The following is a 22,290-nucleotide window of genomic DNA, read 5'->3' as shown; positions in this document are numbered from 1 at the left end:
CCTCGCCCTGCTAAAATAGCGAATTTTTCTGGGAACATAGTTTACCCAGAAATAGGTCAGGATCCGAGGTCATCATGGCAAGAGTGCGCCGTTCCAGTAATAAAAATGACAGCGCCAGTCGCAAAGGCAATGGTCAGATCCGCATAATTGCGGGCCAATGGCGTGGGCGACGCCTACCGGTAGCCTGCGTAGAAGGGTTGCGACCAACCACAGATCGTGTTCGCGAAACCCTGTTTAACTGGTTAATGAACGATATCGATGGCGCCCGTATCCTCGATTGCTTTAGCGGCAGTGGTGCGCTTGGGCTTGAAGCATTATCACGTTATGCCAGTCATGCCACCTTGTTGGAGCTCAACAAAGACGCAGCCAGACAGTTACAGAAGAACCTGGCCGATCTCAACGTAGATCACGCCGAGGTGATCCATGGCGACTCGCTCAGTTACCTCGCTAAGAGCGCTTCACAGTCGTTTGATGTGGTTTTTCTTGATCCGCCGTTTCGCCAAGACCTATACGATAGATCCATTGCCGCCCTAGAAGCTAACGGCTACCTTGCGGAGCAATGCTGGATCTACGTCGAATCGGAAGCGGAGTTGGCACAGCTTGAAGTGCCGTCAACCTGGCTACTGCATCGTGAGAAAAAGAGTGGCCAAGTACTCAGTCGCCTCTACCGAAGAGGTTAACGATACCAATCCGATCGATAACTAATTACTAGACGTTTTAATCGTTTGAGAACGTGCTATCGAGTTTGCAGCTAGAGCTAATAGCAGCAAACTCAATCTCTTGTTTGATACAATTCCCCGGCGCACTAAAAGCCCAAATACTCAATAGGACTGGTATGAATACGTTGTTATACCTAGCTAAAACTTCGATGGCGGTAGTATGGTTTCTGCTACTGGCAAACTTAATCTGGCCTTGGCCGGATCCCTATGAACAGCTGCTTCAACTGTTGTTGCAGTTAACCATTGTTGGCCACATCGCTTGTTGTGCAGGTTTTCGGGTACGGCAGAAAAAACCGCTCACCTGGCTTATCTATCAAGATATATTGCTGTTTGGCGTTTTCGCCATACTTAGCTGGCGTTACGCTGAGCCACAAGACAGCTAGTTTGTGCCAGTTATGCCACGCTAAGATCAACAAAGCCGCCCAATGGACGGCTTTGTTGTAACAGGCTAACGCTCGTTACTTGAGATATTCAGCGACGCCATCAAGGAACATCTGTACTGAGATCATAACCAGCACCATCCCCATCAATCGTTCAATTGCAATCAAGCCGCGCTCACCCAAGATGCGGTGGAATACGCCAGAGAACAACAAGATGGCTGAACTGGCTGCCCACGCTCCAAACAGTGCAAATGACCAATCTGTCATGCGAGTTGGATCCGTATGAGCCAGCAGCAATAACGCCGCCAATACCGATGGACCAGCGATTAACGGAATAGCCAGTGGTACCACAAATGGCTCTTGCCCGCCGTCATGTCCCAACACCCCACCTTCCGTTGGGAAGATCATCTTAATCGCAATTAAGAACAGAATGATGCCACCGGCAATAGACACGCTTTCTGCACGCAGGTTCAAGAAGCTAAGAATCGCTTCGCCAGTGAACAAAAACAGGAACATGATAACCAAGGCGACAATTAACTCTCGGATCAACACGTTACGTCGACGTTTCGGCTCAACATGACGCAATACCGACATAAAAATAGGCAGGTTGCCTAGCGGATCCATAATCAAAAACAGCATTACTGCCGCAGATAACGTTTCCATTCTATTCCTTCACTTATAGCTAGTGTGGATGACAATAAACTCACCCACAAGGTTAATGGTGTAGCGTAGTTAGCTACCAATTGTTCGATTAAACCTTCGATTATTTCCACTAATTCAGTGTCTGAATAATCTGGGTATATTTATTCGGTAAGAATTGGGCGACACACTATCAGTAAGGGTAGAGAACTCAAGCCATTCTTAACCTGATTCAACGTAAATCGAGATAACCAGCACTACATCCCTGTTATACAAGATTAAGGGGGTAGGGTAATGAGTGGCGAAAAGCTGAACGAACAAGAAAAAAACACCAATTTACCGTTGCCCTTATGCCATTTTTGATTGGTTCTTATGCAGAAATGCGCGATTATACGGTGGTGTTACTCTTTCTAGTGATATCTGCAATTCAATGATTAAAACCGTCCCACTTCACCAAGTGACCATCGGCATGTATATCACCGATATACCCGGCCATGATGAGCTTGGGATCCGGCAAAAAGGTCTCATTAAAGATCCACGTATTTTGCGTGTGATGCAGCAACGAGGTGTTATGTCGGTAGTTGTTGATTTGAGCCAATCAACCATCAATCCAACGTTGAATATGGCCGCCAAGGTCAAGGCCAAAAAAGTTACGGTACGGAAAAAAACATTCGAAGAGCTTCCTCAAGCTCGTAAGCTTTATCGACAAGCACGTAAGTTACAACAACAGACGATGGAGAGCCTATTTAAAGGTGATGCCATCAACCTGGATGAAGTTGGTGCTACAGCGGATGAATTCATTGAAAGTGTGTTTCGCAATCCAAGCGCACTTAGCTGCTTAAGACTGATCAAACAAAAAGACGACTACCTACTAGAACACTCCATCGGCGTCGCGATTTTGATGGTGATGTTTGGTCGTCAGCTCGGCTTTAGTGGTCAAGAACTGCACCACCTTTGTGTTGGTTCACTGCTGCACGATATAGGCAAGATCAAGGTACCGGAAAAGATCCTCAACAAGCCGGGAAAACTGTCTGAGCCCGAGTTTATTATTATGCGCTCTCACGCGGCCTACAGCCGTGACATCATGAAAGCCACCCCAGGTCTTAATCAAATCAGCCTTGATGTAGCCGCTCAGCACCACGAGAAGATAGACGGTAGTGGTTATCCTGCTGGTCTGTCAGGCAATCAGATCAGTAAGTACGGCAGAATGATTGCCATCTGTGACATCTACGACGCCCTGACTGCAGACCGTGTTTACCGAGATGGCATGACGGGGCCACAAGCGATGAAAATCCTACGCAATATGACCCCAAATCAGCTCGATGAGGCGTTGTTGCATCAGTTCATTAACTGCGTTGGGGTATACCCTCCAGGAAGCTTTGTTGAACTATCCAACGGCATGATCGCAATCGTTATCGATGCAACCACGACACCATTACTGCCAATCGTGAAAGTTATCTACAGCACTCGCAGTAATACACACGTAATGAATGAAGAGCTCGACCTTGCCCTCGCTGGTACTAACGAGAAAATTGTACGAGCGGTGAAACCGGAAGAGTACCGACTAGACCCGAGAAATTACCTATAACTCTATGCATTACTTAATCGCCAGCCTGTTGGTTTTAGCCTTCGGACCATTGCTCTATCACGGTCTACGTCAACACACTCGGTTCCTAAATGGGATCAGCGCATTTGTGCTGGTGGCATTAAGCGGCTTGGTGCTGTTCGATATCTTGCCGCATCTGTGGCAACAGGCGGGTTGGTCGATAATACCCTTTGTATTATTGGGGATAGCCGGCCCTTCAATCGCAGAAAAACTATTTAGCAAGGTATCCAACTACACCCATAACATCACCTTGGTATTGGGTCTAGTCGGACTGCTGATCCACACCATCACCGATGGCAGTGCTGTCGCCCTAGCACAAGAAGAAACCAATGGCATGTTGGCGCTCGGGGTTGTCCTCCATCGCTTGCCGGCGGGGTTAGCGATTTGGTGGCTACTGCGCCCTGCCTTTGGCCGCATGGTTGCTGCAACCGTGCTATTGATGATGATGGTGCTAACGGTAATTGGCTTCCTCGCTGGCGATGAATTACACCACCTATTTGCTGCAGACCAATTAGTCTGGCTGCAAGCCTTTGTAACTGGTTCAATAATGCATGTGCTGCTCCATCGTCCTCATGAACATCACCACGATGGTGAACACGACCATAGTCACAGTCAGCGCTCTAAATTAAGTTCCGGCCACTACATTGGTGCCGCCATTGGGGTGCTATTTTTATCTTCAATGATGCTGTTCTTTGGACACAGTCATCATGATCACGACGATCCAAGTGGGCATGTTGAAGAACATCAACTGCACCTGCACGAAGGCGAACACGCCCACTGATCAGTGGGCACTAGCCATCAGTGCAGATGGCTAGTGCTTCCCTTTAATCCACTGCAACATTGGCGCGAGTTAGCTGACGCATATCTGCCCCTGTGGGTTGTTGCATAGTGCGTAGCTCGAACTGCGGTAAAATCGCCAAGGCGTGATCGAATATATCTGCCTGCAGATCTTCATATTGTTCCCAACGGGTGTCGTTACTAAAGCAGTAGATCTCAATAGGTAGCCCCTCTGCCGAAGGTGCTAACTGACGTACCAATAACGTCAATTGTTGATGCACCATAGGGTGGTGTTTCAGATAAGCCACCAGATAAGCGCGCAGACAGCCGATATTTGTTAACCGGCGACCATTGGTTAGCTGCTGTGGGTTTGGCAGCGCCGCATTGGCTAGGTCAAGCTCGACATGTTTTGAATCTAAGTAGGGCTTTAATAGGTTTATCTCTGCTAACCGAACTAACAGTTTTTCATCAACAAATGCCACCGAGTGTTGGTCGAGCAGTAATGACCTTTTTATGCGGCGCCCGCCGCTTTCTGACATACCGCGCCAGTTACGAAACGCATTGGAAACCATCGCATAGGCCGGCACCATAGTGATGGTTTTATCCCAGTTCTGTACCTTAACCGTAGTTAGGCTCACCTCTATAACATCACCGTCGGCACCAAACTGATCGATCTGAACCCAATCACCACGGCTAACCATGCCATTGATGGAGAGTTGAATCCCAGCCACAAAGCCGAGAATAGTGTCTCTAAAGATCAGTAATAACAGACCAGTAGCAACACCAAGACCAGACAATAGATATAGAGGCGACCGCCCCATTAACGCTGACAGTGCTAAAATAAGGCAGATCAACACCAGAAACAGTTTGCTCAGCTGCACCATGCTTTGCAGTGGTAAACGCCGGCTTAAACTGTGATTAACTAAGGCATCAAAAGCGGTGTCCAATACAGAAAACAGTAACATGGCTACAACCACTAACAACCATAGCTGCAGCAGCTTGTCGGTTTGCTGGTGCAACCATGGCCACGGCTGCGCAGTTAACGGTAGCCCCCAACCAAACACCACGACAGGCACCAACCGAGCAGCTTTATGTAGAACACGATACTTTTTGAGCCCACGCTGCCATGGTCCTGTGAGTCGAAGACTTAACTTGGTCATTAGACCGCTGGCTATCGCCAAACTGATTCGCTGTGAGAGCCAAGCAACAACCATCAATACCGAAACCAATAGTAATGCTAACAATGGCCCGTCGGCACTAACAGGTATACCAAGACCGGTTAACCATTGGCTAAACTGCTGTTGCAATACCATCCCCACCCCACCCTTAGAAACAAAATGCTCAAATCAGAATACAAATTCACCAGCAAAAAGATAGCGATGAACCGTTTTCGATTGATATTAATCAGTTAAATCAAATAGGGGTTTTCCAACTGTCACATTCAACTTACAATTGCAGCATAATCACTACTGATTATCGCGCTTCGATGGTAGGTAACACTGACACGTCGACGATCGATCAGAGCAGCATATGGCAGCACATTACCGTTAACAGTGTTGTTTCAGCTATTTAGTCTTTACTGCGCCAACTAGGAAGTAACACATGGGAATTCAAGCAATTATTGTCGACACCGCCGGTACGACTACCGATTTTTCCTTCATCAAGGAGGTGTTGTTTCAATACTCTGCCGAGGCCTTACCTACTTTTTTGCAAGAGCATCATAACGATTTTACTGTTGCCGCATTACTGCAAGACGTGCGTCGGATCAGCAACCAAAACAACGCCGATTTAGCGCAAATCACATCGTTGCTGTTAGAGTGGATTGAGCACGATAACAAAGCGACGCCACTTAAAACCTTGCAAGGACTGATCTGGCAGCAAGGTTACCTGAAGGGTGACTATCAGGGGCATATCTTTGCGGATGCCGCAACGGCACTGCAACAGTGGCAGCAACAGGGTAAACGCCTTTACAGCTATTCATCTAGCTCAGCAGACGCACAGGAACTGCTGTTCCGTTACAGCGAGCAAGGTGATCTCAGCAACCTGTTTTACGGTCACTTTGACACTAACTTAGGTCAGAAAAAAACCGTACAAGCCTACAAGAACATTCTCAATACCATCTCGTTATGGCCACGTCAGGTGTTGTTTGTATCTGATGACCTAGAAGAGCTTAATGCCGCCGCTGAAGCCGGTATCCAAACCTTACAAATGGTTCGTAAGGATGGTCTGTTTACCGGTAAGCACAGCGTTCACAACAGCTTCGATACCATCAAACTGTAACCGATTAATCGTTACAACAGGGGCGCCCATTAGTGGCGCCCTTATTTGTTTCAGATTTATGCCAGTTGCAGGTGTTCTGTCATCTTAGTGCGAATATCTGTAGGTATTGGCGCTGCACGTTGATGCTCGTAGTCGAAGTGCACCATTACCGCCAAACCTTGAGCAACGACCTTATCGTCTTGCACCACCTGCTGGGCAACCTCAAATGAACTGTTTCCGATCTTACTGATGCTGGTTTGTATCAAGACCGGTGAGCCGTAATAAATCTGAGCCACAAAATCGACGCTGATCTTAGCCAAAATAAGGTTCCAACGTTTTAGATCAAGCGTAGGAACAAACAGCTCAAAGATCGGCGTCCGCCCCTCTTCAAACCACACTGGTATCACCGTGTTGTTGATGTGCCCCAACGCATCGGTTTCCATGAATCGCGGGGTTAGCTGTAACTCGAACATCAAGCCGTCCTTACCTTATATGTCGATATGTTGTTCAAGCTACATCAAAAAAGGCTCCACTTGGGAGCCTTTTAGTTAGATGTGAAGATTACTCTGGTCGAACGACCTTCTTATACATCTGTTCAATCTCAGCAGCAAAACGCTGATTGATCACTTTCCGGCGTAGTTTCATCGTCGGTGTGATTTCACCAAGCTTCATTGAAAACTCACGGTTCATCAGGGTAAATTTCTTAACCTGCTCGAATTTAGCCAGTTCGTGTTGAACCTCTTTAAGGCGTTCCTCAAACAGTGCGATAACCTTACTATTTTCGAGCAGCTCTAACTTATCTTTGTAGGTGATGTTACGTTCTTTAGCCCAGTGCTCCAACGCCTCAAAGGCAGGCACAATCAATGCGGAAACGTAGTTACGAGCGTCAGCAATAATAGCTACTTGCTCTACCATCGGCTCACGGGCAACCATGCCTTCAACTCGCTGCGGCGCAATATACTTGCCGTTCGAGGTTTTCATTAGCTCTTTGATGCGATCGGTAATCACCAACCGACCACGCTCGTCTAAACGACCGCAATCACCGGTTCGTAACCAACCATCTTCAGTAAAAGCTTCAGCATCAGCGTCGGGACGATTGTAATAACCCCGCATGACCGTATCACCACGAACCTGAATCTCATCGTTATCGCTTATTCTAACTTCGACATCTGCTAATGGGGTACCGTTGGCACCGATACCAATATTACCCGGACGACTGGCAGAGATCGTCGCAGTAGTTTCGGTCATGCCGTAACCACAGATTACAGTCAAGCCAACCGATTGGAAGAAGCGGTCAACCTGAGGATCCAATGCCGCACCGCCACAGGGCATCATATTTAACCGCCCACCTAAGTTATTGCGGATCTTCGACAACACCAGTCGGTCAGCCAATATCCACTTAAGTGTTCGCCACGGACCAAAGCGCATCTCGCCTTGATCCTTGAGGAAGTGATTTAAGCCCTGCTGTAATGCCCAATGAAACAGACGTTGTCGTGATTTAGGTGCTTGATTGACCTTATCCATTACCGCCGAGTAGATCTTCTCATACAGACGCGGTACTGCAGCCATCGCATGAGGCCGAACCTCAGTTAATGCGCCTTGAACATCACCAGGGTTAAGCAAATATGCATTGGTTCCACCTTGGCTTAGTGCATATACCGTCCATGCACGTTCAAAGACATGAGACAGAGGTAGGAACGCTAGTGAAACATCACCTTTATGGAACGGAATAAACTCGCAGTGCTGACGAATAGCGCTGGCAAAGTTACGCGAGTCCAGCATTACCCCTTTGGGTTCACCTGTAGTACCTGAGGTGTAGATAAGGGTAAACAGATCATCAAGGTGCACGTCATCAATACGAGCGTCCAAGCCAGCTTGGAGATGGTGGTGATCACCATCCAACAACTCCTGCCAACCGTGAATTGCGATAGCACAGTCTACCTTCGCTAACTCTTTATCCATCAACACGATGTGTTGTAGCTGCGGACAATCAGCGACAATAGCTAGCGCTTTTTGATATTGCTCTTGCCCTGCAACAAAAAGTACTTTAGCCCCAGAGTCATTGATAATGTACGCACTCTGTTCAGTGGTATTGGTTGGGTAAATTGGCGCACTGACCGCACGAATTTGTGCCGCAGCGATATCGGCAATGGTCCATTGAGGGCTATTCTGTGCAAAGATCGCGATCTTGTCTTGTACCTCAAGTCCTAACGCTAACAGTGCACGTGAGATCCCATCAGCAAATAGACCGAACTGCTGCCAGCTAATATCTTGCCACTGGTTATCAGATTGATAACGCAACGCTGGGGCATCGGGCATCTCCTGCATCCGTTGACGCAACAAGGTCACCAGATGAAACTGCTCTAATGGTGTTTTCACACTAACTCCTGAGGGTTTGTTAAGATTGAGCGTACAAGCGTTCGCTTTATAACATGAATATCAGCGAAAACAGAGCAGATCAGCACTGTTGCTGCCAAATAGTAACGCCACAGTTCACGAAATCAGCAAATAGCATTGAAAGCAGCCAACAACAAATTAGGACAAGTCCGACTTAAGAAAAATAGACACTGTTGATATGTGACTTTATGCTCATCTAAAGGCTTATGCCAAAGAGTGTTCGCAGTTTAAGTAACCGCTTGAGCAAGTATCAAAACACGAAGAAGCCCGCCCCTTTCGGCGCGGGCTTCGAGCTAACTGTAGCCTAGCTGATGTCGTGGCGGCCTCAACTATTTTGGCGCAGATACGAAAAAGCCCGCTCCTTTCGGGGCGGGCTTTGAGCTAACTGCAGTCTGCCTCATGTCGTGGCAGCTTCAATCATTTTGGTGCAGATACGAAAAAGCCCGTTCCTTTCGGAACGGGCTTTCTCTAAATAAGTGTCTGACGATGACCTACTCTCACATGGGAACTCCCACACTACCATCGGCGCAACTGCGTTTCACTACTGAGTTCGGCATGGGATCAGGTGGGGCCACAGCGCTATTGTCATCAGACAAAAAACATAAATTTGGTAAGCTGACTTTCTCTACAATCTCACAAGCTCTGCGATATCCGCAAAACCACTTGGGTGTTGTATGGTTAAGCCTCACGGGTCATTAGTACAGGTTAGCTCAACGCCTCACAACGCTTACACACCCTGCCTATCAACGTCGTAGTCTTCGACGGCCCTTTAGGGAACTTATAGTTCCAGTGAGAACTCATCTCGAGGCTCGCTTCCCGCTTAGATGCTTTCAGCGGTTATCGATTCCGAACTTAGCTACCCGGCAATGCATCTGGCGATACAACCGGAACACCAGAGGTTCGTCCACTCCGGTCCTCTCGTACTAGGAGCAGCCCCTCTCAATTCTCAAACGCCCACGGCAGATAGGGACCGAACTGTCTCACGACGTTCTGAACCCAGCTCGCGTACCACTTTAAATGGCGAACAGCCATACCCTTGGGACCGACTTCAGCCCCAGGATGTGATGAGCCGACATCGAGGTGCCAAACACCGCCGTCGATATGAACTCTTGGGCGGTATCAGCCTGTTATCCCCGGAGTACCTTTTATCCGTTGAGCGATGGCCCTTCCATTCAGAACCACCGGATCACTAAGACCTACTTTCGTACCTGCTCGACGTGTCTGTCTCGCAGTTAAGCTGGCTTCTGCCTTTGCACTAACCTCACGATGTCCAACCGTGATTAGCCAACCTTCGTGCTCCTCCGTTACTCTTTGGGAGGAGACCGCCCCAGTCAAACTACCCACCAGGCACTGTCCGCAATCCCGATAAGGGACCTACGTTAGAACATCAAACGTACAAGGGTGGTATTTCAAGATTGACTCCACTTCAACTAGCGTCAAAGTTTCATAGTCTCCCACCTATCCTACACATGTAGGTTCAATGTTCAGTGCCAAGCTGTAGTAAAGGTTCACGGGGTCTTTCCGTCTAGCCGCGGGTACACAGCATCTTCACTGCGATTTCAATTTCACTGAGTCTCGGGTGGAGACAGCGTGGCCATCATTACGCCATTCGTGCAGGTCGGAACTTACCCGACAAGGAATTTCGCTACCTTAGGACCGTTATAGTTACGGCCGCCGTTTACCGGGGCTTCGATCAAGAGCTTCGACCGAAGTCTAACCCCATCAATTAACCTTCCGGCACCGGGCAGGCGTCACACCGTATACGTCCTCTTACGAGTTTGCACAGTGCTGTGTTTTTGATAAACAGTTGCAGCCACCTGGTATCTGCGACCGCCAATAGCTTAGGGAGCAAGTCCCATCACCGTCAGCGGCGTACCTTCTCCCGAAGTTACGGTACCATTTTGCCTAGTTCCTTCACCCGAGTTCTCTCAAGCGCCTTGGTATTCTCTACCTGACCACCAGTGTTGGTTTGGGGTACGATCTCTAATTACCTGAAGCTTAGAAGATTTTCCTGGAAGCATGGCATCAACTACTTCAGTGCCGTAGCACCTCGTCATCGGCTCTCAGCCTAATGTTCACCCGGATTTGCCTAAGTGAACAGCCTACTACCTTAAACGCGGACAACCATCGCCGCGCTAGCCTAGCCTTCTCCGTCTCTCCATCGCAGTAATTAGCGGTACGGGAATATTAACCCGTTTCCCATCGACTACGCCTTTCGGCCTCGCCTTAGGGGTCGACTCACCCTGCCCCGATTAACGTTGGACAGGAACCCTTGGTCTTCCGGCGAGGGAGTTTTTCACTCCCTTTAACGTTACTCATGTCAGCATTCGCACTTCTGATACCTCCAGCAGACTTCTCAATCCACCTTCAACGGCTTACAGAACGCTCCTCTACCATGCTTATAAATAAGCATTCGCAGCTTCGGTGACTAGCTTAGCCCCGTTACATCTTCCGCGCAGACCGACTCGACCAGTGAGCTATTACGCTTTCTTTAAATGATGGCTGCTTCTAAGCCAACATCCTGGCTGTCTAAGCCTTTCCACATCGTTTCCCACTTAGCTAGTACTTTGGGACCTTAGCTGGCGATCTGGGTTGTTTCCCTCTCCACGACGGACGTTAGCACCCGCCGTGTGTCTCCCGTGATTGTACTCATTGGTATTCGGAGTTTGCATGGAGTTGGTAAGTCGGGATGACCCCCTAGTCCAAACAGTGCTCTACCCCCAATGGTAAGACACGAGGCGCTACCTAAATAGCTTTCGAGGAGAACCAGCTATCTCCCGGTTTGATTGGCCTTTCACCCCTAACCACAGGTCATCTCCTAATTTTGCAACATTAGTGAGTTCGGTCCTCCAGTACCTGTTACGGCACCTTCAACCTGCCCATGGCTAGATCACCGGGTTTCGGGTCTACACCCTGCAACTACGACGCCCAGTTAAGACTCGCTTTCGCTACGGCTCCCCTATTCGGTTAACCTCGCTACAGAATGTAAGTCGCTGACCCATTATACAAAAGGTACGCAGTCACCCAACAAGTGGGCTCCTACTGCTTGTACGTACACGGTTTCAGGTTCTATTTCACTCCCCTCACAGGGGTTCTTTTCGCCTTTCCCTCACGGTACTGGTTCACTATCGGTCAGTCAGGAGTATTTAGCCTTGGAGGATGGTCCCCCCATATTCAGACAGGATATCACGTGTCCCGTCCTACTCGATTTCACACTAAAGTCGTTTTCGTGTACGGGGCTATCACCCTGTATCGCCAAGCTTTCCAGCTTGTTCCACTAACTTCTAAAATGCTTAAGGGCTAACCCCCGTTCGCTCGCCGCTACTAGGGGGATCTCGGTTGATTTCTTTTCCTCTGGGTACTTAGATGTTTCAGTTCCCCAGGTTCGCCTCATTAACCTATGTATTCAGTTAATGATACTTGCTTATGCAAGTGGGTTTCCCCATTCGGAAATCGTAGACTCAACGGTTGTTACTACCTAATCTACGCTTATCGCAAGTTACTACGTCCTTCATCGCCTCTGACTGCCAAGGCATCCACCGTGTACGCTTAGTCACTTAACCATACAACCCCAAGGGGTCTTGCTTTCGCAATACTGACAACAACTTGCAAGTCATTGTTAGTAATATGCCGCAACCAAATGTTTTCGTTAGTTACACGCTCCGGGTAGGAGGTGTAACGCCGGATATCTTTAGACACTTGTAAGATTGTTTATTTAGAAACTCTTACAGTTTCTCGAGAAAATTTTATCAGCTTTCCAAATTTTTAAAGAGCATGTCATTCATAAATGAACAACGAGCCAAAATCATTAAGTCAAAGACTTAATGATTTCAGACAATCTGTGTGAACACTCAGCGCAAAACAAGTAATCATGTCGTTTAAGGAGGTGATCCAGCCCCAGGTTCCCCTAGGGCTACCTTGTTACGACTTCACCCCAGTCATGAACCACAAAGTGGTGAGCGTCCTCCCCGAAAGGTTAAACTACCCACTTCTTTTGCAGCCCACTCCCATGGTGTGACGGGCGGTGTGTACAAGGCCCGGGAACGTATTCACCGTAGCATTCTGATCTACGATTACTAGCGATTCCGACTTCATGGGGTCGAGTTGCAGACCCCAATCCGGACTACGACCAGCTTTATGGGATTAGCGCACTATTGCTAGTTGGCAACCCTTTGTACTGACCATTGTAGCACGTGTGTAGCCCTACTCGTAAGGGCCATGATGACTTGACGTCGTCCCCACCTTCCTCCGGTTTATCACCGGCAGTCTCCCATGAGTTCCCACCATTACGTGCTGGCAACATAGGACAAGGGTTGCGCTCGTTGCGGGACTTAACCCAACATTTCACAACACGAGCTGACGACAGCCATGCAGCACCTGTCTCAGAGTTCCCGAAGGCACACGTCCATCTCTGGTCGCTTCTCTGGATGTCAAGAGTAGGTAAGGTTCTTCGCGTTGCATCGAATTAAACCACATGCTCCACCGCTTGTGCGGGCCCCCGTCAATTCATTTGAGTTTTAACCTTGCGGCCGTACTCCCCAGGCGGTCTATTTAATGCGTTAGCTTTGGAAGCCACTCCTCAAGGGAACAACCTCCTAATAGACATCGTTTACGGCGTGGACTACCAGGGTATCTAATCCTGTTTGCTCCCCACGCTTTCGCATCTGAGTGTCAGTCTCTTGCCAGGGGGCCGCCTTCGCCACTGGTATTCCTTCGGATCTCTACGCATTTCACCGCTACACCCGAAATTCTACCCCCCTCTCAAGGACTCTAGTTTGGCAGTATCAAATGCAGTTCCCAGGTTGAGCCCGGGGCTTTCACATCTGACTGACCAAACCACCTGCATGCGCTTTACGCCCAGTAATTCCGATTAACGCTTGCACCCCTCGTATTACCGCGGCTGCTGGCACGAAGTTAGCCGGTGCTTCTTCTGCGAGTAACGTCACAGCCAACGGGTATTAACCGTTGACCTTTCCTCCTCGCTGAAAGTGCTTTACAACCCGAAGGCCTTCTTCACACACGCGGCATGGCTGCATCAGGCTTTCGCCCATTGTGCAATATTCCCCACTGCTGCCTCCCGTAGGAGTCTGGGCCGTGTCTCAGTCCCAGTGTGGCTGATCATCCTCTCAAACCAGCTAGAGATCGTCGCCTTGGTGAGCTCTTACCTCACCAACTAGCTAATCTCACTTAGGCTTATCCAATCGCGGAAGGTGCCGAAGCGTCCCCTCCTTTCCCCCGTAGGGCGTATGCGGTATTAGCAGTCGTTTCCAACTGTTGTCCCCCTCGACTAGGCAAATTCCTAAGCATTACTCACCCGTCCGCCGCTCGACGCCTAATGAATCCCCCGAAGGTTCATCATCATCGTTTCCGCTCGACTTGCATGTGTTAGGCCTGCCGCCAGCGTTCAATCTGAGCCATGATCAAACTCTTCAATTAAAGATTTGATTTTTTGTCCAACTCCTAAGAGCTAGACACTCAATGAATACTGAATTTCGTATAGTCACTCAGTAAATATCGAGAAAATGATGATTTCTCAATTCTACGTGAGTGCCCACACAGATTGTCTGACAAATTGTTAAAGAGCAGTTCTTGCGAACTTGGCTTCGTTGCCGAAGCAGGAGGCGTATAATACGCTTTCCTATTTCCCCGTCAAGCTCTATTTTTAAAGGCTTTTCCGAGTGTCGATTTAATGCTCAGCAGCTTACTTGGTAAGTGACTGTGCCCCGTCGACAGATGCGCATTATAGGGAGATTCTTTGCTGCCGCAAGCGCTTATTTAAATAAAGCTTTCAAGCGGATGATTTATGAGCTGAATGTAGTTTATTACAGCAATAATAAATGAAATATGTGTTTGAAAGGCTATAAATAACTTCACTAGCGGTGCATCAGCTGGCGAGAGTAAGTAGTAGTAATTAAAAAACAATCACAGTAAAAATAGATGATGTACAGTAAGTAAGCAGTTACAAACCAAAGATCTTGCGCGCAATTCAAAGTCACTATCTGCTGAAATCATAAATCAAACTAAAACTTCGATACCCCAACGTTACTACTGCTAGATATGAAAGTGGCCCGTTAGCTAATAATTCAAATATTCTCACTGCCATTGTTTCGTTCAATATACATTAGGTGAGAAGCGTTGATTTTATTAGTAGAAATATTGGCCGCAACAATCAAATGAGACGCTCACTATTCAAGCAAAAAAATAACACTACAGCCTTATATCACGACATTATTAAATAACGGGTTTAATTAACAATAAATAGCAGGAGCCAATAGCAACAATCTAATTTAGAACAATCAATTTAATAGCAATAATATTAACATATATTTTGAACGAGCACGAAAAAGCCCGTTCCTTTCGGAACGGGCTTAATCTAAATTCGAGTCTGGCGATGACCTACTCTCACATGGGAACTCCCACACTACCATCGGCGCAACTGCGTTTCACTACTGAGTTCGGCATGGGATCAGGTGGGGCCACAGCGCTATTGTCACCAGACAAAACTGGGTGATGTATTGCAACATCGCTACCGCTCTAGGAGCCGTAACTTAAATTGGAGTCTGACGATGACCTACTCTCACATGGGAACTCCCACACTACCATCGGCGCAACTGCGTTTCACTACTGAGTTCGGCATGGGATCAGGTGGGGCCACAGCGCTATTGTCATCAGACAAAAAACGTAAATTTGGTAAGCTGACTTTCTCTACAATCTCACAAGCTCTGCGATATCCGCAAAACCACTTGGGTGTTGTATGGTTAAGCCTCACGGGTCATTAGTACAGGTTAGCTCAACGCCTCACAACGCTTACACACCCTGCCTATCAACGTCGTAGTCTTCGACGGCCCTTTAGGGAACTTATAGTTCCAGTGAGAACTCATCTCGAGGCTCGCTTCCCGCTTAGATGCTTTCAGCGGTTATCGATTCCGAACTTAGCTACCCGGCAATGCATCTGGCGATACAACCGGAACACCAGAGGTTCGTCCACTCCGGTCCTCTCGTACTAGGAGCAGCCCCTCTCAATTCTCAAACGCCCACGGCAGATAGGGACCGAACTGTCTCACGACGTTCTGAACCCAGCTCGCGTACCACTTTAAATGGCGAACAGCCATACCCTTGGGACCGACTTCAGCCCCAGGATGTGATGAGCCGACATCGAGGTGCCAAACACCGCCGTCGATATGAACTCTTGGGCGGTATCAGCCTGTTATCCCCGGAGTACCTTTTATCCGTTGAGCGATGGCCCTTCCATTCAGAACCACCGGATCACTAAGACCTACTTTCGTACCTGCTCGACGTGTCTGTCTCGCAGTTAAGCTGGCTTCTGCCTTTGCACTAACCTCACGATGTCCAACCGTGATTAGCCAACCTTCGTGCTCCTCCGTTACTCTTTGGGAGGAGACCGCCCCAGTCAAACTACCCACCAGGCACTGTCCGCAATCCCGATAAGGGACCTACGTTAGAACATCAAACGTACAAGGGTGGTATTTCAAGATTGACTCCACTTCAACTAGCGTCAAAGTTTCATAGTCTCCCACCTATCCTACACATGTAGGTTCAATGTTCAGTGCCAAGCTGTAGTAAAGGTTCACGGGGTCTTTCCGTCTAGCCGCGGGTACACAGCATCTTCACTGCGATTTCAATTTCACTGAGTCTCGGGTGGAGACAGCGTGGCCATCATTACGCCATTCGTGCAGGTCGGAACTTACCCGACAAGGAATTTCGCTACCTTAGGACCGTTATAGTTACGGCCGCCGTTTACCGGGGCTTCGATCAAGAGCTTCGACCGAAGTCTAACCCCATCAATTAACCTTCCGGCACCGGGCAGGCGTCACACCGTATACGTCCTCTTACGAGTTTGCACAGTGCTGTGTTTTTGATAAACAGTTGCAGCCACCTGGTATCTGCGACCGCCAATAGCTTAGGGAGCAAGTCCCATCACCGTCAGCGGCGTACCTTCTCCCGAAGTTACGGTACCATTTTGCCTAGTTCCTTCACCCGAGTTCTCTCAAGCGCCTTGGTATTCTCTACCTGACCACCAGTGTTGGTTTGGGGTACGATCTCTAATTACCTGAAGCTTAGAAGATTTTCCTGGAAGCATGGCATCAACTACTTCAGTGCCGTAGCACCTCGTCATCGGCTCTCAGCCTAATGTTCACCCGGATTTGCCTAAGTGAACAGCCTACTACCTTAAACGCGGACAACCATCGCCGCGCTAGCCTAGCCTTCTCCGTCTCTCCATCGCAGTAATTAGCGGTACGGGAATATTAACCCGTTTCCCATCGACTACGCCTTTCGGCCTCGCCTTAGGGGTCGACTCACCCTGCCCCGATTAACGTTGGACAGGAACCCTTGGTCTTCCGGCGAGGGAGTTTTTCACTCCCTTTAACGTTACTCATGTCAGCATTCGCACTTCTGATACCTCCAGCAGACTTCTCAATCCACCTTCAACGGCTTACAGAACGCTCCTCTACCATGCTTATAAATAAGCATTCGCAGCTTCGGTGACTAGCTTAGCCCCGTTACATCTTCCGCGCAGACCGACTCGACCAGTGAGCTATTACGCTTTCTTTAAATGATGGCTGCTTCTAAGCCAACATCCTGGCTGTCTAAGCCTTTCCACATCGTTTCCCACTTAGCTAGTACTTTGGGACCTTAGCTGGCGATCTGGGTTGTTTCCCTCTCCACGACGGACGTTAGCACCCGCCGTGTGTCTCCCGTGATTGTACTCATTGGTATTCGGAGTTTGCATGGAGTTGGTAAGTCGGGATGACCCCCTAGTCCAAACAGTGCTCTACCCCCAATGGTAAGACACGAGGCGCTACCTAAATAGCTTTCGAGGAGAACCAGCTATCTCCCGGTTTGATTGGCCTTTCACCCCTAACCACAGGTCATCTCCTAATTTTGCAACATTAGTGAGTTCGGTCCTCCAGTACCTGTTACGGCACCTTCAACCTGCCCATGGCTAGATCACCGGGTTTCGGGTCTACACCCTGCAACTACGACGCCCAGTTAAGACTCGCTTTCGCTACGGCTCCCCTATTCGGTTAACCTCGCTACAGAATGTAAGTCGCTGACCCATTATACAAAAGGTACGCAGTCACCCAACAAGTGGGCTCCTACTGCTTGTACGTACACGGTTTCAGGTTCTATTTCACTCCCCTCACAGGGGTTCTTTTCGCCTTTCCCTCACGGTACTGGTTCACTATCGGTCAGTCAGGAGTATTTAGCCTTGGAGGATGGTCCCCCATATTCAGACAGGATATCACGTGTCCCGTCCTACTCGATTTCACACTAAAGTCGTTTTCGTGTACGGGGCTATCACCCTGTATCGCCAAGCTTTCCAGCTTGTTCCACTAACTTCTAAAATGCTTAAGGGCTAACCCCCGTTCGCTCGCCGCTACTAGGGGATCTCGGTTGATTTCTTTTCCTCTGGGTACTTAGATGTTTCAGTTCCCCAGGTTCGCCTCATTAACCTATGTATTCAGTTAATGATACTTGCTTATGCAAGTGGGTTTCCCCATTCGGAAATCGTAGACTCAACGGTTGTTACTACCTAATCTACGCTTATCGCAAGTTACTACGTCCTTCATCGCCTCTGACTGCCAAGGCATCCACCGTGTACGCTTAGTCACTTAACCATACAACCCCAAGGGGTCTTGCTTTCGCAATACTGACAACAACTTGCAAGTCATTGTTAGTAATATGCCGCAACCAAATGTTTTCGTTAGTTACACGCTCCGGGTAGGAGGTGTAACGCCGGATATCTTTAGACACTTGTAAGATTGTTTATTTAGAAACTCTTACAGTTTCTCGAGAAAATTTTATCAGCTTTCCAAATTTTTAAAGAGCATGTCATTCATAAATGAACAACGAGCCAAAATCATTAAGTCAAAGACTTAATGATTTCAGACAATCTGTGTGAACACTCAGCGCAAAACAAGTAATCATGTCGTTTAAGGAGGTGATCCAGCCCCAGGTTCCCCTAGGGCTACCTTGTTACGACTTCACCCCAGTCATGAACCACAAAGTGGTGAGCGTCCTCCCCGAAAGGTTAAACTACCCACTTCTTTTGCAGCCCACTCCCATGGTGTGACGGGCGGTGTGTACAAGGCCCGGGAACGTATTCACCGTAGCATTCTGATCTACGATTACTAGCGATTCCGACTTCATGGGGTCGAGTTGCAGACCCCAATCCGGACTACGACCAGCTTTATGGGATTAGCGCACTATTGCTAGTTGGCAACCCTTTGTACTGACCATTGTAGCACGTGTGTAGCCCTACTCGTAAGGGCCATGATGACTTGACGTCGTCCCCACCTTCCTCCGGTTTATCACCGGCAGTCTCCCATGAGTTCCCACCATTACGTGCTGGCAACATAGGACAAGGGTTGCGCTCGTTGCGGGACTTAACCCAACATTTCACAACACGAGCTGACGACAGCCATGCAGCACCTGTCTCAGAGTTCCCGAAGGCACACGTCCATCTCTGGTCGCTTCTCTGGATGTCAAGAGTAGGTAAGGTTCTTCGCGTTGCATCGAATTAAACCACATGCTCCACCGCTTGTGCGGGCCCCCGTCAATTCATTTGAGTTTTAACCTTGCGGCCGTACTCCCCAGGCGGTCTATTTAATGCGTTAGCTTTGGAAGCCACTCCTCAAGGGAACAACCTCCTAATAGACATCGTTTACGGCGTGGACTACCAGGGTATCTAATCCTGTTTGCTCCCCACGCTTTCGCATCTGAGTGTCAGTCTCTTGCCAGGGGGCCGCCTTCGCCACTGGTATTCCTTCGGATCTCTACGCATTTCACCGCTACACCCGAAATTCTACCCCCCTCTCAAGGACTCTAGTTTGGCAGTATCAAATGCAGTTCCCAGGTTGAGCCCGGGGCTTTCACATCTGACTGACCAAACCACCTGCATGCGCTTTACGCCCAGTAATTCCGATTAACGCTTGCACCCCTCGTATTACCGCGGCTGCTGGCACGAAGTTAGCCGGTGCTTCTTCTGCGAGTAACGTCACAGCCAACGGGTATTAACCGTTGACCTTTCCTCCTCGCTGAAAGTGCTTTACAACCCGAAGGCCTTCTTCACACACGCGGCATGGCTGCATCAGGCTTTCGCCCATTGTGCAATATTCCCCACTGCTGCCTCCCGTAGGAGTCTGGGCCGTGTCTCAGTCCCAGTGTGGCTGATCATCCTCTCAAACCAGCTAGAGATCGTCGCCTTGGTGAGCTCTTACCTCACCAACTAGCTAATCTCACTTAGGCTTATCCAATCGCGGAAGGTGCCGAAGCGTCCCCTCCTTTCCCCCGTAGGGCGTATGCGGTATTAGCAGTCGTTTCCAACTGTTGTCCCCCTCGACTGGGCAAATTCCTAAGCATTACTCACCCGTCCGCCGCTCGACGCCTAATGAATCCCCCGAAGGTTCATCATCATCGTTTCCGCTCGACTTGCATGTGTTAGGCCTGCCGCCAGCGTTCAATCTGAGCCATGATCAAACTCTTCAATTAAAGATTTGATTTTTTGTCCAACTCCTAAGAGCTAGACACTCAATGAATACTGAATTTCGTATAGTCACTCAGTAAATATCGAGAAAATGATGATTTCTCAATTCTACGTGAGTGCCCACACAGATTGTCTGACAAATTGTTAAAGAGCAGTTCTTGCGAACTTGGCTTCGTTGCCGAAGCAGGAGGCGTATAATACGCTTTCCTATTTCCCCGTCAAGCTCTATTTTTAAAGGCTTTTCCGAGTGTCGATTTAATGCTCAGCGACTTACTTGGTAAGTGGCTGTGCCCCGTCGACAGATGCGCATTATAGGGAGATTCAGATCAGCTGCAACCCCTATTTCGGCAAGATTGCACTGACCGAACGGAATTCAATCACAATGGAGTTTTGTTGGCCGATATAGGTTAAATACGGCTAAAGAATCGAGACTCTTGTTCAACTGTCGCATTGGTAGTTGGATTGGTTAGCTTAAATATGACGGTTACTACCGGTTTAGTTAAGCTACCTGGTTCGATAGCGATGCTGATTGGTACCGTTAGCACCTCACCACCATTAATTACTACTTGTTGCGGCCCTTGCCACTGGTGACCATCAAGTTGTAGCAGCGATAGGTTAAAGATCTGCTGCTGTTCACTCTTATTAATCAACTTCAAAGTGTAGACGTTTTCAATCAGTCCGGATGCATTCTCTCGATAGAGACTGTTACGATCTCGCAGTACATCTAACTGCAGTGGCGATAGGTTTACCAACATATAGAAGAAGGCAGCCAGTATCACCGCAAAGGCAACGCCGTATCCGATCAACTTAGGTCGAGCCACATTACTCTTGCCGCCATTTAGATTTCGTTCGGTGGTATAACTAATCAGCCCCTTAGGGTAGTGCATCTTAGTCATCACTTCGTCACAAGCATCAATACAAGCACCGCAGTTAATGCACTCATATTGCAGTCCATTACGGATGTCGATTCCTGTAGGGCACACCTGAACACAAAGGTTGCAGTCTATACAGTCTCCCAGACCCAACGCTTTATGGTCTTGTTTACGACCGCGAGGACCGCGAGTTTCACCTCGATCGGTGTTATAGCCAACAATAAAGGTATCGGTATCGAACATTACCGATTGGAAGCGCGCGTACGGGCACATGTGTAAGCACATGATTTCACGCATCCAACCAGCATTTCCGTAAGTCGCTCCGGTAAAGAACAGAGCCCAGAAGTAGACGGTAAAGGTCGCGCTACCGCTAAAGAAATCGATATAGAGATCGCTAGTGCTATTGAAATAGGAAAGGAACGTTAATGATGTTAGTAGTGAAACTCCAATCCATGCACTATGTTTGGCGGTTTTACGCCACAGTTTATCCCAGCTCCATGGAGCTTTATCCATCTTGATGCGTTTATTACGCGCACCTTCAATCTTCTCTTCGAACCAAATGAATATAAAAGTCCAAACCGACTGTGGACACATGTAGCCACACCAAACTCGACCAAGAAAGGTGGTAACAAAGAATAGACCGAAGGCAGCCATCATTAAGATGAACGCTAGGAGAATGAGGTCTTGTGGCCAGATAGTAAGCCCAAACACATGGAATTTGCGCTCAGCCAGATCAAACAGCACTGCTTGCCGCTCACCCCAAGGAATCCACGGTAATACAAGAAACAACAACATCATTACCCACCCCATGCGACGACGCAGTTGAGTCCAGATCCCATCGGTTTTGCGGACGTAGATGCGATTGCGCGGATTAAAACGGTCGACATCTCCAACGTCTACGGTTTTCACCTTGATCGTTTGCGACTTTTTTTGAGGGTGTTGTTGCTGGCCCATACTGACGAACCTTCCTAGTTACTGCTCAGAAATCGCAGTATATCAGTCAAGGTTGTGCAAAAGCGTTGAATTCACATTCAATTTGATAGGTATCAAACGTGCGAACAACTTTTCTACGCCTAAATTGAACCTCAATCACCCCCGTTCTTATCAGCGGCAACGGCATTTTTTTCATTGG

The 22,290-nt window shown here is 48.5% G+C and carries 10 protein-coding genes and 7 rRNA genes; 5 read left to right on the top strand and 12 right to left on the bottom strand.

Annotated elements, in window-relative coordinates:
* Positions 1 to 74: 74 nt before the first annotated feature.
* Entirely contained in the window at positions 75 to 680 is a 606-nt protein-coding gene (gene rsmD, locus HER31_RS15925) for a 16S rRNA (guanine(966)-N(2))-methyltransferase RsmD (RefSeq protein WP_168662031.1), read from the top strand.
* A 155-nt stretch (positions 681 to 835) separates the two neighbouring features.
* Positions 836 to 1,102, top strand: coding sequence for a DUF1145 domain-containing protein (locus HER31_RS15920; RefSeq protein WP_168662029.1), 267 nt, complete (start codon positions 836 to 838; stop codon positions 1,100 to 1,102).
* A 75-nt stretch (positions 1,103 to 1,177) separates the two neighbouring features.
* On the opposite strand, the gene HER31_RS15915 is transcribed toward HER31_RS15920, so the two are convergent.
* Complete coding sequence (locus tag HER31_RS15915) at positions 1,178 to 1,762, bottom strand: YhgN family NAAT transporter (RefSeq protein ID WP_168662027.1); 585 nt, start codon at positions 1,760 to 1,762, stop codon at positions 1,178 to 1,180.
* A gap of 406 nt (positions 1,763 to 2,168) precedes the next feature.
* On the opposite strand from HER31_RS15915, the gene HER31_RS15910 reads away from it, so the two are divergent.
* Both HER31_RS15910 and HER31_RS15905 read left to right on the top strand, forming a co-directional pair.
* Positions 2,169 to 3,326: an HD-GYP domain-containing protein gene (locus HER31_RS15910; RefSeq protein WP_168662025.1), complete on the top strand. Its 1,158-nt coding sequence runs from the start codon at positions 2,169 to 2,171 to the stop codon at positions 3,324 to 3,326.
* A 4-nt stretch (positions 3,327 to 3,330) separates the two neighbouring features.
* On the top strand, positions 3,331 to 4,125 hold the full coding sequence (locus HER31_RS15905; protein WP_168662023.1) for a ZIP family metal transporter: 795 nt from the start codon (positions 3,331 to 3,333) through the stop codon (positions 4,123 to 4,125).
* Positions 4,126 to 4,168: 43 nt separating this feature from the next.
* Here the strand turns inward: HER31_RS15905 and HER31_RS15900 are convergent, their stop codons facing one another.
* Complete coding sequence (locus HER31_RS15900) at positions 4,169 to 5,434, bottom strand: mechanosensitive ion channel family protein (RefSeq protein WP_168662021.1); 1,266 nt, start codon at positions 5,432 to 5,434, stop codon at positions 4,169 to 4,171.
* A gap of 289 nt (positions 5,435 to 5,723) precedes the next feature.
* Between HER31_RS15900 and mtnC the strand changes: the two genes are divergently transcribed.
* On the top strand, positions 5,724 to 6,401 hold the full coding sequence (mtnC, locus tag HER31_RS15895) for an acireductone synthase (RefSeq protein ID WP_168662019.1): 678 nt from the start codon (positions 5,724 to 5,726) through the stop codon (positions 6,399 to 6,401).
* Positions 6,402 to 6,457: 56 nt separating this feature from the next.
* Here the strand turns inward: mtnC and HER31_RS15890 are convergent, their stop codons facing one another.
* From HER31_RS15890 to ccoG, 10 genes are all read right to left on the bottom strand, one after another.
* Positions 6,458 to 6,853 carry an acyl-CoA thioesterase gene (locus tag HER31_RS15890; protein WP_168662017.1) on the bottom strand — a complete coding sequence of 132 codons (396 nt, stop codon included), beginning with the start codon at positions 6,851 to 6,853 and terminating at the stop codon, positions 6,458 to 6,460.
* Positions 6,854 to 6,941: 88 nt separating this feature from the next.
* Positions 6,942 to 8,708 carry an AMP-dependent synthetase/ligase gene (locus HER31_RS15885; RefSeq protein ID WP_168663413.1) on the bottom strand — a complete coding sequence of 589 codons (1,767 nt, stop codon included), beginning with the start codon at positions 8,706 to 8,708 and terminating at the stop codon, positions 6,942 to 6,944.
* A gap of 547 nt (positions 8,709 to 9,255) precedes the next feature.
* Positions 9,256 to 9,370, bottom strand: a 5S ribosomal RNA gene (gene rrf, locus HER31_RS15880).
* Positions 9,371 to 9,451: 81 nt separating this feature from the next.
* Positions 9,452 to 12,340: ribosomal RNA gene (locus HER31_RS15875) — 23S ribosomal RNA — on the bottom strand.
* A 316-nt stretch (positions 12,341 to 12,656) separates the two neighbouring features.
* Positions 12,657 to 14,213: ribosomal RNA gene (locus tag HER31_RS15870) — 16S ribosomal RNA — on the bottom strand.
* 947 nt (positions 14,214 to 15,160) lie between these two features.
* Positions 15,161 to 15,275: ribosomal RNA gene (rrf, locus tag HER31_RS15865) — 5S ribosomal RNA — on the bottom strand.
* A 60-nt stretch (positions 15,276 to 15,335) separates the two neighbouring features.
* Positions 15,336 to 15,450, bottom strand: a 5S ribosomal RNA gene (gene rrf, locus HER31_RS15860).
* Positions 15,451 to 15,531: 81 nt separating this feature from the next.
* Positions 15,532 to 18,418 (bottom strand): 23S ribosomal RNA (locus HER31_RS15855).
* A 316-nt stretch (positions 18,419 to 18,734) separates the two neighbouring features.
* Positions 18,735 to 20,291: ribosomal RNA gene (locus HER31_RS15850) — 16S ribosomal RNA — on the bottom strand.
* The 16S, 23S and 5S rRNA genes sit together here, the layout of an rRNA operon.
* 402 nt (positions 20,292 to 20,693) lie before the next feature.
* On the bottom strand, positions 20,694 to 22,112 hold the full coding sequence (gene ccoG / locus HER31_RS15845; protein ID WP_168662015.1) for a cytochrome c oxidase accessory protein CcoG: 1,419 nt from the start codon (positions 22,110 to 22,112) through the stop codon (positions 20,694 to 20,696).
* Between the last annotated feature and the right edge of the window lie 178 nt (positions 22,113 to 22,290).

It is taken from the genome of Ferrimonas lipolytica (assembly GCF_012295575.1).
Taxonomy (GTDB): domain Bacteria; phylum Pseudomonadota; class Gammaproteobacteria; order Enterobacterales; family Shewanellaceae; genus Ferrimonas; species Ferrimonas lipolytica.
This window is presented reverse-complemented; position numbering and strand designations above follow the sequence as displayed.

Excerpts from the sequence above, each read along its gene's own strand:
- rsmD (WP_168662031.1), top strand. The coding sequence starts at position 75 with ATGGCAAGAGTGCGCCGTTCCAGTAATAAAAATGACAGCGCCAGTCGC.
- HER31_RS15920 (WP_168662029.1), top strand. The coding sequence starts at position 836 with ATGAATACGTTGTTATACCTAGCTAAAACTTCGATGGCGGTAGTATGG.
- HER31_RS15915 (WP_168662027.1), bottom strand. The coding sequence starts at position 1,762 with ATGGAAACGTTATCTGCGGCAGTAATGCTGTTTTTGATTATGGATCCG.
- HER31_RS15910 (WP_168662025.1), top strand. The coding sequence starts at position 2,169 with ATGATTAAAACCGTCCCACTTCACCAAGTGACCATCGGCATGTATATC.
- HER31_RS15905 (WP_168662023.1), top strand. The coding sequence starts at position 3,331 with ATGCATTACTTAATCGCCAGCCTGTTGGTTTTAGCCTTCGGACCATTG.
- HER31_RS15900 (WP_168662021.1), bottom strand. The coding sequence starts at position 5,434 with ATGGTATTGCAACAGCAGTTTAGCCAATGGTTAACCGGTCTTGGTATA.
- mtnC (WP_168662019.1), top strand. The coding sequence starts at position 5,724 with ATGGGAATTCAAGCAATTATTGTCGACACCGCCGGTACGACTACCGAT.
- HER31_RS15890 (WP_168662017.1), bottom strand. The coding sequence starts at position 6,853 with ATGTTCGAGTTACAGCTAACCCCGCGATTCATGGAAACCGATGCGTTG.
- HER31_RS15885 (WP_168663413.1), bottom strand. The coding sequence starts at position 8,708 with ATGCAGGAGATGCCCGATGCCCCAGCGTTGCGTTATCAATCTGATAAC.
- ccoG (WP_168662015.1), bottom strand. The coding sequence starts at position 22,112 with ATGGGCCAGCAACAACACCCTCAAAAAAAGTCGCAAACGATCAAGGTG.